We start from the raw sequence: 13,914 nt of genomic DNA, 5'->3' as shown, positions 1-13,914 counted from the left end.
GCAGACGGGCCTCCCCATTCAAACAAGCTGCTCCTGTTTCGACTTTCACACAGGAGCAACTCGGTCATGGCCACTCTGACATCCACCGCTGCCACCAGCGCGCCACCGCTGCAGCATTTCGTCCTAGCCAACGGACTGGTGGTCTATCTGCGTGAGGACCACCGTGCCCCCTTGGTTAGCGCCCAGCTTTGGTACCACGTGGGTGCCAGCTACGAGCCGCCAGGTCATTCCGGGCTGTCTCACCTGCTGGAACACTTGATGTTCGAAGGCAGCAGCAAGCTTGCTGGCGGCCAATACTCGAAGCTGATCAGCACGCTCGGCGGGTCACCGAACGCCGCCACCACGCACGACGCCACCTACTTTCCCGTCACCCTGCCCAGCAATCGCCTGGAAGTCGTTCTGGAGGCCATGGCGGACTCCATGGCCAGCGCCACGCTCGAACCAGCGGCCTTCGACCGCGAGCTCGAAGTGGTCAAGGCGGAGCGCCGCACCCGAGTGGACAACAGCCCCCTCGCTCAGGCTCTGGAGCAAGCCGACACACTGGCGCTGCAGGGCGGTCCTTACGCCACGCCCATCATCGGCCGCGCCCCGGATCTGGCCGACATGACCGCTGATGCTGTCCGAACCTGGTACCAGAGCTGGTATCACCCAAACAACGCAACGCTGGTGGTCGTCGGCGACACGACATCGGATCGGTTACGCGGGTGGGTCGAGCACTATTTCGGTGCAATTCCCGCCAACCGCCTGCCCAGCAAGGCACGACCGAAGCCAGCCACCGCATCCGTTCATCGCACACAGACCATCACCCTGCCTCGCCTGCGTGAAGGTCTGATCATGGCGTTCAATGTGCCGAGCCAGTCGACCGCCGCTTCCGACCTCGAAGCCTTGGCCCTGCGGCTGATTCCCGAACTGCTCACCGAGGGCAGAGGCGCGCGCCTTGTTCAACGTCTGATGCGCGAACGCGACATTCTGCATGCGAAGGGCTCGCAGTACTTGCATGTGCTGCGAGGTGACAGCCTGCTCACGTTCTACTTCTTCAACAATCCGCAACAGGCCTCGCCGGAACAGGCGATGGAGCACGTCTGGGCGCAGATCGAGCTGCTCAGGCAAACACCCGCGACGGCACGGGAGATCTCGAGGGCAAAGGCAAGGCTGCTGGCGAACACCGTCTTCGGCCGTGACGACATCGGCGAGCAAGCCGGTGCGATTGGCCAGATGGCCGCCAGCGGCCTCGATCCGCATTCGCTCGACCGGGAGGCCGAGATTCTGCAAAGCGTCACTGCGGAAGACGTACGAGCTGTGGCCCATCGCTACCTGAGCCATGAACGGCTGACCGTTACTTACATGAAAGAGGAAGAGCGCCCATGAACGACTCGAATGCAACTGCGCTGCAATCGGTGCAAGGGCGGGATTTCAGCCATTTCGATGATATTCGCATCCAGGTCCAAGCCTGGCGGACGCAGAGTGGCACCCAAGTACGGTTCGTGCGCCGCCCTGAACTGCCCATGGTCGACCTCATGCTCTACTTCAACGCAGGCACCGCGCTCGATGGAGATACTTCAGGTGTTGCCGCCTTGACGCTGCACATGCTCGACAAGGGAACCACCGCGCTGGATGCCACGCAGTACGCCAGCCAGATCGAGCGCCTGGGCGCGCAAGTCAAGACAAGCATCCGCCTCGAACATTCGAGCGTATCCCTGCGCTGCCTGACCGCCGAGCAGGTCCTCGACCCGGCAATCGAACTGTTCACCTCCCTGGTCGCCAGTCCCGCCTTCGCCTCTGCGGAGTTAGCAAAAATGAAAGGGCAATTGCTTCCCTACCAGGCATCGCGCCACACCACGCCGCAGCTACGCACCCGATTGGAAGCCAACCGCTATCTATTTGCCGGGCACCCCTATGGCAATCCCCTGGGCACTACGCCAGAAGGCATCGAAACGACGACTGTCGATCAGCTGGTGGCTTTTCATCGACGCGCCTACAGCGCCAACAATCTCTGTGTCGCCATGGTCGGTGACCTGACCCGTGAGCAAGCAGAAGCCATCGTCCAGCGCATCACCCAGGCACTGCCTCAGGGCTGGGCAGCCGCTCAGCTTCCCGAGGTGCCGCAGGTTGCGAGCAAGACGATACACGTCGAGCTGGCGGGGGCCAGCAATGCGATGGTGCTGGCCATCCCAATGAGCGTTCGACCAGACGACCCTGATTATCCGGCCCTTGTACTGGCAAGCGAAGTGCTGGGGGCTGGGGTGGATTCCAGGCTGCTCCGGGAACTGCGCCTGAAACGTGGCCTGACCTATGACGCAAGCAGCCGGCTGACGCCGCATGAAGCAGGTGGATTGCTGAACATCGAGTGGGAAATCGCCTCGGCCTACATCACTGCCTCCCAGTCACTTGTCGCAGAACTCTTGGAAACGTTCATTGCTCAAGGGCCGACCGCTGCGGAGCTCGAACTAGCCAGAAATCAGTTGGCCGGCCGGTTCATGAGCGCCGTGGCAGGTAACCAGACACTGGCCGCGCTCCTGGCCGGGGCAGCCCGACACGGTCAGCCCGCCAACCACACCAACCTCTATATCGAGCAGCTGCAGGCAGTGACCCCGGAAGCGGTTCGAGCGGTGTTGCAAACCCGGCTCGAATGGTCGCGCCGGGTGTTCGTGAGTGTCGGCCCCACCGCCGATCAACGCCCCTTGCCCGATCTTCCGTCCACCGACCAATAGTGCAGATACAGTGGCGGTGTTTCATGGCAATCTAGGTGGGCACATCACGAGCCGCCCAGCATGCCAAGCCTCAACGTCACTTTCCGCCCGGCCGCCGGCCTGTCCAACCCTCATTTGCAGACGTTGTGGGGGCCGCTTTGGCGCAAGCTGCCCGAGCTCCCACGCGACCGTGAACGCTTGTGGCTGGCCGACGGCGACTTCATCGATCTTGACTGGCATGGACCGCACCAGCCGGATGCCCCCCTGGTACTGGTACTGCATGGACTGACCGGGTCCTCCCACTCACCCTATGTCAAAGGCTTGCAGGGTGCCCTGCAAGCGCGTGGCTGGGCCAGCGTGGCGGTGAACTGGCGAGGCTGTTCGGGCGAGCCGAACCTGTTGCCGCGCAGCTACCATTCAGGCGCCAGTGAAGACCTTGCCGAGATCGTCGCCCACCTGCGGGCCCAGCGTCCGCTTTCGCTGCTGTTCGCAGTGGGCTATTCGCTCGGCGGCAATGTATTGCTCAAGTACCTGGGCGAAAGTGGCGCAGCCAGCGGGCTGGAGGCGGCGGTGGCAGTGTCGGTGCCGTTTCGCCTGGACCAGTGCGCCGACCGCATCGGGCAGGGCTTCTCGAAGGTCTACCAGGCACATTTCATGCGGGAAATGCTCGCCTATGTGCTGCAAAAGCAGAAACACTTCCGCGACCGTGGCCATGATGAAGGGCTTGAGGCGTTGGCGCGGCTCGGACCGCTGCGCAACCTGCGCACTTTCTGGGACTTTGACGGCAAGGTTACCGCGCCGCTGAACGGGTTCAAGGACGCACACGATTACTATCGGCGCTCATCGAGCCGCTACTTTCTGGGCGCCAACCGGACTCCGACGCTGATCATCCACTCAAGCGACGACCCATTCGTGTCCAGCCACAGCCTGCCTGGGCTCGAAGAACTCGCGCCACAAACGCACTTCGAGTTACACCACCGTGGCGGGCACGTGGGGTTCGTCGACGGCAGCCTGCGAAATCCGGGTTACTACCTTGAGCGCCGGATTCCGCAGTGGCTGGTCGAAGGCCTGTAGCGCCATTGCCGGCGACAGTCCCGGCAACCGATGACTCACTCCCCTGTAGCGACGCCATGTTCGGGGTCATTGATCCATTCGCTCCAAGACCCCGCATACAACCGTCCCAACGGATACCCCGCCAACGCCAGCGCGAACAGGTTGTGGCACGCCGTTACGCCCGACCCGCAGTAAGCCACCAGCTGATCAGGTTCACGCCCCGCCAGTTTCTCGGCATAGCGCTGCTTGAGCTGCTCTGCCGGCAAGAATCGTCCATCCGCCCCCAGGTTGTCGGTAAAGGCCGCACATTGCGCCCCTGGAATGTGCCCCGCGACGGGGTCGATCGGCTCCACCTCACCACGAAAACGTGGCAAGGCCCGGGCATCCAGCAGGGTCAGGTCCGGGCTCCCCAAGCGCTTGGCCAGATGCCCGGCGTCGATCAGCAACTTCATGTCCGGCTCGCCGGTGAAGGTCCCTTGGCGCTTGGGCGGAGGATCCAGGCTCAATGGCAGGTGCGCGGCGTGCCACGCTTTGAGCCCACCGTCGAGGATGAACACGCCATCGCGCTTGCCCAGCCAAGCCAGCAGCCACCAGGCACGCGCGGCAAACGCACCCGGTCCATCGTCGTACAGCACCACTTCACTGTCATTGTCCACCCCCCATTCACGCAGCCGCTCTACCAGGCGGCGCGGCTCAGGCAAGGGATGACGGCCCGTCTTGCCCTTGGTCACCGGACCACTGAGATCGCGCTCCAGATCGGCGAAATGCGCCCCGGCGATATGACCTCCGGCATAGCTGCGCTGGCCGTAATCGACATCTTCCAAGGCAAAACGACAATCGAGGACCACCAACGTGGGCGAGTCCAGACGCTCGGCCAGCTGCTGCGGGGTGATCAATTGCGCTAAGGGCATGACAGTCTCCTGAACAATGGCAGATAAGCCCTGGTTCATGGCTCCAGGGCCTGGTTGAACGGTACATGGAATTCCTGGCACAGCGCATCCACGGCACTGCGCGCCTCGCGGGTCACGAACCCCAGCTCCAGCACCAGTACCTGATAGACACCTCGTTTGAATGCTTCTTCACCCAGGTGCGCGGAATGTTCACGAGTGGTGCTGAGAAAGCGCACCCAGGAAGTCAGCACAATCCAGGCGTTGATGGTGAGCGACTCGATCTGCGCCGATTCCATGGTCAGGATCCCGGCATCGACGAAGCCCCGGTATATCGCCTGGCCCTGGCGCAGGCAGCGCTCGGAAAAACGCCTGTAACGGGCGGCTAACTCCGGGTCGCTGTCGAGCAGGTGCTCCAGGTCGCGGTGTAGGAATCGGTAGTTCCACATCGCCGCCAGCAATGCCTTGAGATAGAAACGCTTGTCTTCCACCGTCGCCGCACGGCCTTGGGGTGGGCGTAGGAAACTGTCCACCAGCGCTTCGTACTGGCTGAACAACAGGGCGATGATCGCCTGCTTGTTGGGGAAGTGGTAATAGAGGTTTCCGGGCGAAATCTCCATGAATGCAGCAATGTGATTGGTGCTGACGCTGCGCTCGCCCTGCTGGTTGAACAGCTCCAGGCTGCTCTGCACGATGCGCTCTCGGGTCTTTATGCGCGGGGCCATGCTCAGCTCCCAGTCTGCGGGCTTCCATTAATGGGCATATTACGGTGTATTGCAGCGGATCACCGCTTGAAATTTTCGTACCACCGTACGAATTAGAGTATAGGCTCTAGAGACTCTCAGCCGCGCCGGAGCCGAAATGTCCTCGTCCATCGCCTTGCCTCCCGTGAATTCCGACACCGACCTGGCGGCGACGTTCGCCGCCCAGCGCCAGGCATTCGCCGGCAACCCCATGCCCCCTGAGGCCCAGCGACGACAGTGGCTCAAGAGCCTGCGCGAGGCTCTGCTGGCGGACCAGGACCGGTTGGTCGCGGCGATCGACACCGACTTCGACGGCCGTAGTGCCGATGAAACGCTGCTGGCGGAACTGCTGCCCTCGGTACAGGGCCTGCGCCATGCCGAGCGTCACCTGCACGGCTGGATGCGCCCAAGCCGCCGAAAGGTTGGACTCGCCTTCCAGCCCGCCAAGGCCCAGGTGTTGTACCAGCCGTTGGGCGTAGTGGGCGTGATCGTGCCGTGGAACTACCCATTGTTCCTTGCCATCGGGCCGCTCACCTGCGCCCTGGCAGCGGGCAACCGCGTCATGCTCAAGCTCAGCGAGGCCACACCCGCCAGCGCACTGGCCCTCAAGACAACGCTGGAACGGGTGTTCCCCAGCGACCTGGTCAGCGTGGTACTGGGAGAGGTCGAGGTCGCCCAGGCTTTTGCCCGCCTGCCGTTCGACCATCTGCTGTTCACCGGTGCCACCAGCATCGGTCGACAGGTGATGCTGGCCGCGGCCCACAACCTGACGCCGGTAACGCTTGAGCTGGGCGGCAAATCACCGGCCATCGTCTCGGCCACGGTCCCGCTGGATGCCGCTGCCGAGCGTATCGCCTTCGGCAAGACCCTCAATGCTGGCCAGACCTGCGTCGCCCCTGATTACGTCCTTGTGCCCCGTGATCGGCTCGATGGCTTCAGCGATGCCTACCGCCGCGCCGTTCGACGCTTCTATCCCACGATTGCCGACAACCGCGACTACAGCGCAATCATCAACCCGCGACAACTGCAACGCCTGCAAGGCTTGCTGGACGATGCCCGGCACAAAGGGGCACAGGTCATCGACCTGTATCCGGACGAAACCCGGCAGGGCCGACGCCTGCCGCCGCACCTGTTGCTGGGTGTGAACGACGACATGATCGTGATGCAGGACGAAATCTTCGGCCCGCTGCTACCTGTGGTGCCCTATGACACCCTCGACGACGCCCTCAGCTACATCAACCAGCGCCCGCGCCCGCTGTCGCTTTACTACTTCGGTTACGAGCGCAGCGAACAGGAGCACGTCCTGCGCCATAGCCACTCGGGCGGCGTGTGCCTGAACGACACCTTGCTGCATGTCGCTCAGGACGACCTGCCCTTCGGCGGTATCGGGCCCTCGGGGATGGGGCACTACCATGGTTTGGAGGGGTTTCAGACCTTCAGCAAGGCCAAGGCAGTGCTGGCCAAACAGCGCCTGAACACGGCTCGACTGATCTACCCGCCCTATGGCAAAGCCGTGCAGCGCTTGATCTACAAGCTGTTCATCCGCTGAGGGCCGCCCATGCATCGCCGCGATCTGCTGCGTTTCAGCCTGGGCGCCAGTGCGTTTCTGGCCACCACCAGCCTGGTCGGCTGCACGTCCCAATTGCCCGCGGCGGGCTTCCAGGTGCTGCGAGACGACGATGTGCCTGTGCTTCAGGCCCTGATTCCCGTGGTGCTGGCGGGTACACGAGCGTCACGGGAGCTGGTGCTGCACAGCCTCGATCACACGTTGGCGGCATTGTCGCCAGAGATGCTCAAGCTCACCCGGCAGCTGTTCGATGTGCTGAGCCTGCCCCTCACCCGCGGCCCACTGACAGGCATCTGGGGTAGCTGGGAACAGGCCGACGCCCAGCAGGTGAATGCCTTTCTGCAACGCTGGCAGGACAGTTCGCTGAACCTGCTACGCATGGGCCACTCATCCTTGCTGCAACTGCTGCTGATGGCCTGGTACGAACGGCCCGAAGCCTGGGCCGCGTGCGGCTACCCAGGCCCCCCGAACATTTGACCCCCCAACAAGAGCATCGCCAATGCCTGTCATCGACCCGTTTCGTCAAGGCCTCGAACGCGGCTGGATCACCCACGACGGCTCGCGTCTGGAGCACGACCTGAGCCTGCAGGCCGATATCGCCATCATCGGCAGCGGCGCGGGCGGCGCTACCAGCGCGCACATGCTCGCCGAAGCCGGATTCAAGGTACTGCTGATCGAAGAAGGCCCGCTCAAGACCAGCAGCGACTTCCACCTGCTGGAGGATGAGGCCTACGCCAGTCTGTATCAGGAAGGGTTGGGGCGAATGAGCAAGGATGGCGCCATCACTATCCTCCAAGGCCGTGCAGTGGGCGGTACCACGCTGGTCAACTGGACTTCCAGCTTCCGTACGCCGCCCCAGACCCTGGCGCACTGGGCCAGGGAACATGCCGTGAAAGGGCTGGCCGAGGACGTGCTGAAGCCGTGGTTCGAGCGTGTGGAGCAACAACTGGGAATCACCCCCTGGGCCGTGCCCCCGAATGCCAACAATGACGTCTTGCGCCGTGGCTGCGAAAGCCTAGGCTACCGCTGGGCGGTGATCCCACGCAACGTGCGCGGCTGCTGGAACCTGGGTTACTGCGGCATGGGCTGCCCGGTCAATGCCAAGCAGTCGATGCTGGTGACCCATATCCCGGCCACCCTCGACAACGGGGGCGAGCTGCTTTACCTGGCGCGGGCCGTGCGCTTGGAACACAACGGAGAACGCATCGTGCAACTGCACTGCCAGGCGCTCGACGCTCAGGGAGTGCACCCCAACGGCCGGCAGATCACGGTTCGTGCCCGACACTTCGTTCTCGCCGGCGGCGGCATCAACAGCCCCGCCCTGCTGCTGCGCTCGCAAGCCCCCGACCCGCACAAGCGCCTGGGCAAACGCACCTTCCTGCACTTGGTGAACTTCAGCGCAGCACGCTTCGACGCGCGCATCGACCCTTATTACGGCGCCCCGCAATCCATCTATAGCGACCACTTCCAGTGGCAGGACGGTACCGACGGCCCTGTGGGCTACAAACTGGAGGTACCACCGTTGCACCCGGCCCTGGCCAGCACCTTGCTGGGCGGGTATGGCGCCGAGAACGCCCAGCGCATGGCTGACCTGCCCCACACCCATGTCATGCTGGCGTTGCTGCGTGACGGTTTTCATCCGCAGAGCCAAGGGGGAGAAGTGGAACTGCGGGGCGACGGCTCGCCTGTGCTCGACTACCCCGTCACCGACTACCTGCGCGACGGCCTGCGGCGGGCCTATCGAAGCATGGCGCAGATCCAGTTCGCCGCTGGAGCGAGACAGGTAGCCCCCGTACATAGCGATGCCCGCTATGTCGACAACCCGCAACAGGCCCTGACCCTGATCGATGGCCTGCGCCTGGAGCTTTTCCGTACCCGCCTTGGCAGCGCCCACGTCATGGGCGGCTGCGCGCTGGGCGAGGACCCGCGCCAAGCGGTGTGCGACAGCCTGGGCCGACATCACCAGCTGGAAAACCTGTCGATTCACGACGGTTCACTGTTTCCCACCAGCATCGGTGCCAACCCGCAGCTATCGGTCTACGCCATTAGCGCCAAGCTCACCGATGCCCTGATTACCCGGCTGGCACAGGGCGCATGACAACCTGCGCCCCCTCTGTCTATAGTGCCAACTTCCGGCCGCGCGACTTGGCCGGGCGCAGTCGCTGCGCTACCATCCGACTCCCCAACGCACTCCAGCCAGGATGACGCGATGAACCGAGTGTTGTACCCGGGTACTTTCGACCCCATTACCAAGGGCCATGGCGACCTGGTCGAACGCGCTTCGCGCCTGTTCGACCATGTGATCATCGCGGTGGCGGCCAGCCCCAAGAAAAACCCCCTGTTCCCACTGGAACAACGGGTAGAGCTGGCCCGTGAGGTCACCAAGCACCTGCCCAATGTCGAAGTCATCGGCTTCTCCACCCTGTTGGCGCATTTTGCCAAGGAACAGAACGCCAACGTCTTCCTGCGTGGCCTGCGTGCAGTGTCCGACTTCGAATACGAGTTCCAGCTGGCGAACATGAACCGGCAACTGGCACCCGATGTCGAGAGCCTGTTCCTGACGCCATCGGAGCGTTATTCGTTCATCTCTTCGACGCTGGTCCGGGAGATCGCAGCGCTGGGCGGGGACATCAGCAAGTTCGTCCACCCAGCGGTGGCCGACGCCCTGACCGAACGCTTCAAGAAGTAACCCTCATCGCCTGACCATCGCGCCCGCGTGCACTGCGGGCGCGAATGCGGCACAATTGTGCCTACCGCGTTGAACATGCCCGGGCTGTGAGCCCCGGCCGGAGTCCCAATGTCCCTGATCATCACCGACGATTGCATCAACTGCGACGTCTGCGAACCCGAGTGCCCGAACGAGGCAATCTCCCAAGGCGAAGAGATCTACGTGATCGACCCCAATCTGTGCACCCAGTGCGTCGGCCACTACGACGAGCCGCAGTGCCAGCAAGTCTGCCCGGTAGATTGCATTCCGCTGGATGAGGCCCATCCAGAAACCCATGATGAGCTGATGGCCAAGTACCGGCGGATCACCGGTAAAGCGTGATGCCGCCATCGCCGGCTTGCCGGCGATCTAGCCTTGGAATTCAGCGCTGGCAGCGCGGGCAGTACACGCTGGCCCGCTGTCCCAGCTTAACCTCTCGCAAGGTCGTCCCGCACACCTTGCACGGCAGTTCGCCTCGGCCATACACGAACAGCTCCTGCTGGAAGTACCCAGGCTGCCCGTCGCCACCGATGAAGTCGCGCAGCGTCGTGCCACCTTGTTCGATGGCTGCGGCCAGCACCCGTTTGATCTCGATGGCCAGCTTCAAGTAACGGGCCCGCGAGATGCCGCCCGCCTCTCTGCGTGGGTCGATACCGGCGGCGAACAGCGCCTCGGTGGCGTAGATGTTGCCCACCCCTACCACCACGGCGTTGTCCATGATGAACGGTTTCACGGCCATCGAGCGCCCGCGGGAAAGCTGGAACAGGCGCTCGCCATCGAACAGGTCGGTCAGCGGCTCCGGCCCCAGGCGCAATAGCAATTCGTGATTGAACGGGTCGAGGCTCCAGAGCATCGCGCCGAAGCGGCGCGGGTCGGTGTAGCGCAGCATCAGCCCCGATTCCAGCTCGATGTCGACATGCTCATGCTTGGCCGCCGGCGCCCCCAATTCGACCAGGCGCAAGTTCCCCGACATCCCAAGGTGGCTGATCAAGGTGCCAACCTCTGCGTTGATCAGCAGGTACTTGGCGCGTCGCTCCACGCTGAGGATGCGCTGGCCCGAAAGGCGTATGTCCAGATCCTCAGGGATTGGCCAGCGCAGCCGCCGATCACGCACGACTACCCGGCTGACACGCTGGCCAACCAGATGGGGCTCGATGCCACGTCGGGTTGTCTCGACTTCTGGTAACTCAGGCATGAATCAGTGCCCCAACTCGCGCAGGGTCTGCTTGAGGTTCTCGAAGTCGTACTCCGACAACCCGATGTAATCGAGGACCAGCGGGCCGAGCGCATTCCACTCATGGTCGACGGCCTGATTACCCAGCACGCGATACGAGGCGCAGATATGCTCGGCCATCTTCAGCACCGCGAGCAGGTTCTTCAGCTGGGTCTGGGCATTGCGCGAGGATTCGTCGCGGAACACCGCCAAGGCGTTGTGGTGGTTGGCGATGGCCCCGCTGATGTGCTCTGGCAGGCGCCAGGACTTGGCGGTGAAGTAGCCGACCACCGAGTGGTTGGTGTTGAAGGCCCGGTTTTCGGTATCGACCACGCGGGTTTCTTCACCGGCTTGGGCGTAGGCCTCTTCAAGCACATCCATGTAGTTGGGGAAGCGCTTGAGCATCAGCGGTACGCCGCAATCGTGGAACAGCCCGAGCGTGTAGGCCTCGTCCACGGCCTGGATACCGGTACGCTTGGCCAGCGTCAGGCAGGTCATGGCCACATCCTGGGCGGTGTCCCAGAAGCGGTTCAAGGTAACGATGGTTTCGTCGCTCATTTCACCCTTGATCGACTGGGCGTTGATCAGGTTGATGATCGAGCGGCTGCCCAGCAGGTTCACCGCACGTTGGATCGAGCCAATCTTGTTGGAGAGGCCGAACTGCGGGGAGTTCACCAGTTTGAGCAAGGCGCCCGAAAGGCCTGGGTCCTGGGAAATCAGCTTGGCGATGGTTTCCAGGTCCGGGTCAGGCATGTACTGCTCGAACTGCAAATCGACCATGATCTGCGGTTGCGGCGGAATGGTGATGCCTTGCAAGGCTTGCTGGATCTGCTCGGCGCTGAGTTCTTGGGACATACGTGCACACTCGTGAAGGTCGAGGGGATTCTAACCCAGATGAACCGTGCCGGCGCCGCGTATTCCTGTCGGTACAGCCGCCACTTTGTCGCGCCTGGCCCCGGATCCCGTAGCAAAAGGATATAATCCCGCTCTTTTTTTCCCGGAGCGACGTCATGTCCCTGCCCAGCCTTCGCCTCAAAGCCAATGCCGACCGCCGCCTGCGCGCCGGCCACCTGTGGGTCTACAGCAACGAAGTCGACGTCAATGCGACCCCGCTGCAAGGCTTGCAGGCCGGACAGCAGGCCGTCCTCGAGGCAGCCAACGGCAAACCGCTGGGCATCGTCGCGCTGAGCCCCAACAACCTGATCTGCGCCCGCCTGCTGTCGCGCGATGCCAAGCTGCCGCTGGACAAGTCGTTGCTGGTGCATCGCCTGAACGTCGCCCTGTCGTTGCGCGAGCGCCTGTTCGAGCAACCGTGCTACCGCCTGGTCTATGGCGATTCCGACATGCTGCCAGGCCTGGTGGTCGACCGCTTCTTCGACATCCTTGTGGTTCAGCTGGCGTCGGCCACCATGGAACTGCACAAGGATGACGTCATCGCGGCACTGGTCCAGGTGCTCAAGCCCAGCGGCATCCTGTTCAAGAACGATTCCGCCGCGCGTGATGCAGAAGACCTGCAGCGCTACGTCGAGACCGTCTACGGCGAAGTTCCGGACTGGGTGCCGCTGGAAGAAAACGGCGTGAAGTTCGAGGCCCCGGTACGTGAAGGCCAGAAGACCGGCTGGTTCTACGACCATCGCATGAACCGTGCACGCCTGGCCCCCTACGTGAAGGGCAAGCGCGTGCTCGACCTGTTCAGCTACATCGGAGGCTGGGGTGTGCAAGCCGGCGCTTTCGGCGCCAGCGAAGTGTTCTGCGTCGATGCTTCGGGCTTCGCCCTGGATGGCGTGGAGCGCAATGCCGCGCTCAACGGTATCAGCGAAAAACTCACCTGCATCGAAGGCGATGTCTTCGAGGCATTGCGTGAGCTCAAGGCCGCCGAAGAACGCTTCGACGTGATCATTGCCGACCCACCCGCGTTCATCAAGCGCAAGAAGGACCTGAAAAACGGCGAAGCGGCCTACCGCCGCCTGAATGAACAGGCCATGCGCATGCTGACCAAGGACGGCATCCTGGTCAGCGCCTCCTGCTCGATGCACCTGCCCGAGGACGACCTGCACAACATCCTGTTGACCAGCGCCCGCCACCTGGACCGCAACATGCAGCTGCTCGAACGCGGCGGCCAAGGCCCGGACCACCCGGTGCATCCGGCCATTGCCGAAACCCGCTATATCAAGAGCATTACGTGCCGGTTGCTGCCCAACAGCTGATGAAAGCCTGAAAGAACCAAGGTCACCCATGGGCCAGCTCTCGAACTGGCCCATGGGTGACCTTTCAAGAATCGGTCGCTGCGTCTCAGACGCCCAGAACGAACGAAGCAACCCCGAAATACACCATCACCCCCACCGCATCGGCAATTGATGTGATGAGCGGCCCACTCGCTGTGGCCGGGTCGAGCCTGAAGCGGCTGAGCAGGAACGGCAAGCTCATACCGATCAGACTACCGACCAGCACGATCACGACCATGCTGCTGGCCACCACCAGGGCAATCAGCGGCCCTCCGCGCAACAAGCCCAACGACGCCACCGCCAATGCCATGGTGCATCCAAGTGCCAAAGCGACACCAAGCTCACGGACCAGCATCCGCCACCAGTCGCGCATGACCACTTCGCCGGTCGCCAGCCCCCGCACTATCAGCGTTGCAGACTGGGCCCCCGCATTACCGCCGCTGTCCACAAGCAGGGGTAGGAAGAACACCAGGGCGATGTTGGCAGCGATGGTTTCTTCAAAGGCCGCGATGCCAGCCCCGGAAAACAGGTTTCCGAAAACCAGCACCACCAGCCATAGCACGCGCTTGCGGTAGAGCAGCCCAAGGGTTGCATCCCGCAGGTTGCCGACATGATTGGTGATCGACGCGCCTTTGTGAATGTCTTCGGTCGCTTCGCGCCGCTCTGCTTCGAGGGCTGCACGGGTGTCCAGGTGCAGGGTGTCGTTATCGATTGGATGTTGCATGAGGTTCTCCAGACGCCGCGCCAGGCGCCCGCAGACCTCAGTCATACGGACTCAAGCCCTCGGCAGCCCTGGCGACGGCGCGCTCAGTGCCAATTTGCAGGTTCT

14 protein-coding genes are annotated in these 13,914 nt (G+C 63.0%); 9 read left to right on the top strand and 5 right to left on the bottom strand.

The annotated features are described in order from the left end of the window. Positions 1-66 precede the first annotated feature (66 nt). The 3 genes from H620_RS0119530 to H620_RS0119520 are packed head-to-tail and all read left to right on the top strand — an operon-like array spanning position 67 to position 3,764. On the top strand, positions 67-1,368 hold the full coding sequence (locus tag H620_RS0119530; RefSeq protein ID WP_023378190.1) for a M16 family metallopeptidase: 1,302 nt from the start codon (positions 67-69) through the stop codon (positions 1,366-1,368). Then, positions 1,365-2,711, top strand: coding sequence for a M16 family metallopeptidase (locus H620_RS0119525; protein ID WP_027907899.1), 1,347 nt, complete (start codon positions 1,365-1,367; stop codon positions 2,709-2,711). The genes H620_RS0119530 and H620_RS0119525 overlap by 4 nt, the downstream gene beginning before the upstream one ends. 60 nt (positions 2,712-2,771) lie before the next feature. Next, a complete protein-coding gene (locus H620_RS0119520) occupies positions 2,772-3,764 on the top strand; it encodes a hydrolase (RefSeq protein WP_027907898.1) in 993 nt (330 codons plus the stop codon). Positions 3,765-3,799: 35 nt separating this feature from the next. Here H620_RS0119520 and H620_RS0119515 read toward each other — a convergent pair whose 3' ends face one another. Then, positions 3,800-4,654 (bottom strand): sulfurtransferase, encoded by an 855-nt coding sequence (locus tag H620_RS0119515; RefSeq protein WP_023378187.1) that lies wholly within the window; start codon positions 4,652-4,654, stop codon positions 3,800-3,802. Positions 4,655-4,689: 35 nt separating this feature from the next. Beyond that, entirely contained in the window at positions 4,690-5,355 is a 666-nt protein-coding gene (locus H620_RS0119510; RefSeq protein WP_023378186.1) for a TetR/AcrR family transcriptional regulator, read from the bottom strand. Between the two features lie 136 nt (positions 5,356-5,491). Here H620_RS0119510 and H620_RS0119505 point away from each other — a divergent pair, with 136 nt between their 5' ends. From H620_RS0119505 to H620_RS0119485, 5 genes are all read left to right on the top strand, one after another. Continuing rightward, positions 5,492-6,922 (top strand): coniferyl aldehyde dehydrogenase, encoded by a 1,431-nt coding sequence (locus tag H620_RS0119505; RefSeq protein WP_027907897.1) that lies wholly within the window; start codon positions 5,492-5,494, stop codon positions 6,920-6,922. Positions 6,923-6,931: 9 nt separating this feature from the next. After that, positions 6,932-7,417 (top strand): hypothetical protein, encoded by a 486-nt coding sequence (locus H620_RS0119500; protein WP_023378184.1) that lies wholly within the window; start codon positions 6,932-6,934, stop codon positions 7,415-7,417. Between the two features lie 22 nt (positions 7,418-7,439). Further along, positions 7,440-9,038 carry a GMC family oxidoreductase gene (locus tag H620_RS0119495; protein WP_027907896.1) on the top strand — a complete coding sequence of 533 codons (1,599 nt, stop codon included), beginning with the start codon at positions 7,440-7,442 and terminating at the stop codon, positions 9,036-9,038. 111 nt (positions 9,039-9,149) lie between these two features. Then, positions 9,150-9,629: a pantetheine-phosphate adenylyltransferase gene (coaD, locus tag H620_RS0119490; protein WP_023378182.1), complete on the top strand. Its 480-nt coding sequence runs from the start codon at positions 9,150-9,152 to the stop codon at positions 9,627-9,629. 108 nt (positions 9,630-9,737) lie between these two features. Continuing rightward, complete coding sequence (locus H620_RS0119485) at positions 9,738-9,989, top strand: YfhL family 4Fe-4S dicluster ferredoxin (protein WP_023378181.1); 252 nt, start codon at positions 9,738-9,740, stop codon at positions 9,987-9,989. A gap of 40 nt (positions 9,990-10,029) precedes the next feature. Here the strand turns inward: H620_RS0119485 and mutM are convergent, their stop codons facing one another. Continuing rightward, the gene (gene mutM, locus H620_RS0119480) at positions 10,030-10,842 is read right to left on the bottom strand and encodes a bifunctional DNA-formamidopyrimidine glycosylase/DNA-(apurinic or apyrimidinic site) lyase (RefSeq protein WP_023378180.1); all 813 of its coding nucleotides are present in this window, start codon (positions 10,840-10,842) and stop codon (positions 10,030-10,032) included. A gap of 3 nt (positions 10,843-10,845) precedes the next feature. Further along, on the bottom strand, positions 10,846-11,661 hold the full coding sequence (locus tag H620_RS0119475; protein WP_177325253.1) for an HDOD domain-containing protein: 816 nt from the start codon (positions 11,659-11,661) through the stop codon (positions 10,846-10,848). Positions 11,662-11,870: 209 nt separating this feature from the next. On the opposite strand from H620_RS0119475, the gene H620_RS0119470 reads away from it, so the two are divergent. After that, a complete protein-coding gene (locus H620_RS0119470) occupies positions 11,871-13,067 on the top strand; it encodes a class I SAM-dependent rRNA methyltransferase (protein WP_027907895.1) in 1,197 nt (398 codons plus the stop codon). Positions 13,068-13,152: 85 nt separating this feature from the next. On the opposite strand, the gene H620_RS26005 is transcribed toward H620_RS0119470, so the two are convergent. Further along, entirely contained in the window at positions 13,153-13,809 is a 657-nt protein-coding gene (locus tag H620_RS26005) for a magnesium transporter (RefSeq protein ID WP_081669746.1), read from the bottom strand. Positions 13,810-13,914 lie beyond the last annotated feature (105 nt).

Source organism: Pseudomonas taiwanensis DSM 21245, from assembly GCF_000425785.1.
GTDB classification, from domain to species: domain Bacteria; phylum Pseudomonadota; class Gammaproteobacteria; order Pseudomonadales; family Pseudomonadaceae; genus Aquipseudomonas; species Aquipseudomonas taiwanensis.
Note: the sequence above shows the minus strand (reverse complement) of the source record. Positions and strands in the feature narration are given on the sequence as shown.

Excerpts from the sequence above, each read along its gene's own strand:
- H620_RS0119530 (WP_023378190.1), top strand. The coding sequence starts at position 67 with ATGGCCACTCTGACATCCACCGCTGCCACCAGCGCGCCACCGCTGCAG.
- H620_RS0119525 (WP_027907899.1), top strand. The coding sequence starts at position 1,365 with ATGAACGACTCGAATGCAACTGCGCTGCAATCGGTGCAAGGGCGGGAT.
- H620_RS0119520 (WP_027907898.1), top strand. The coding sequence starts at position 2,772 with ATGCCAAGCCTCAACGTCACTTTCCGCCCGGCCGCCGGCCTGTCCAAC.
- H620_RS0119515 (WP_023378187.1), bottom strand. The coding sequence starts at position 4,654 with ATGCCCTTAGCGCAATTGATCACCCCGCAGCAGCTGGCCGAGCGTCTG.
- H620_RS0119510 (WP_023378186.1), bottom strand. The coding sequence starts at position 5,355 with ATGGCCCCGCGCATAAAGACCCGAGAGCGCATCGTGCAGAGCAGCCTG.
- H620_RS0119505 (WP_027907897.1), top strand. The coding sequence starts at position 5,492 with ATGTCCTCGTCCATCGCCTTGCCTCCCGTGAATTCCGACACCGACCTG.
- H620_RS0119500 (WP_023378184.1), top strand. The coding sequence starts at position 6,932 with ATGCATCGCCGCGATCTGCTGCGTTTCAGCCTGGGCGCCAGTGCGTTT.
- H620_RS0119495 (WP_027907896.1), top strand. The coding sequence starts at position 7,440 with ATGCCTGTCATCGACCCGTTTCGTCAAGGCCTCGAACGCGGCTGGATC.
- coaD (WP_023378182.1), top strand. The coding sequence starts at position 9,150 with ATGAACCGAGTGTTGTACCCGGGTACTTTCGACCCCATTACCAAGGGC.
- H620_RS0119485 (WP_023378181.1), top strand. The coding sequence starts at position 9,738 with ATGTCCCTGATCATCACCGACGATTGCATCAACTGCGACGTCTGCGAA.
- mutM (WP_023378180.1), bottom strand. The coding sequence starts at position 10,842 with ATGCCTGAGTTACCAGAAGTCGAGACAACCCGACGTGGCATCGAGCCC.
- H620_RS0119470 (WP_027907895.1), top strand. The coding sequence starts at position 11,871 with ATGTCCCTGCCCAGCCTTCGCCTCAAAGCCAATGCCGACCGCCGCCTG.
- H620_RS26005 (WP_081669746.1), bottom strand. The coding sequence starts at position 13,809 with ATGCAACATCCAATCGATAACGACACCCTGCACCTGGACACCCGTGCA.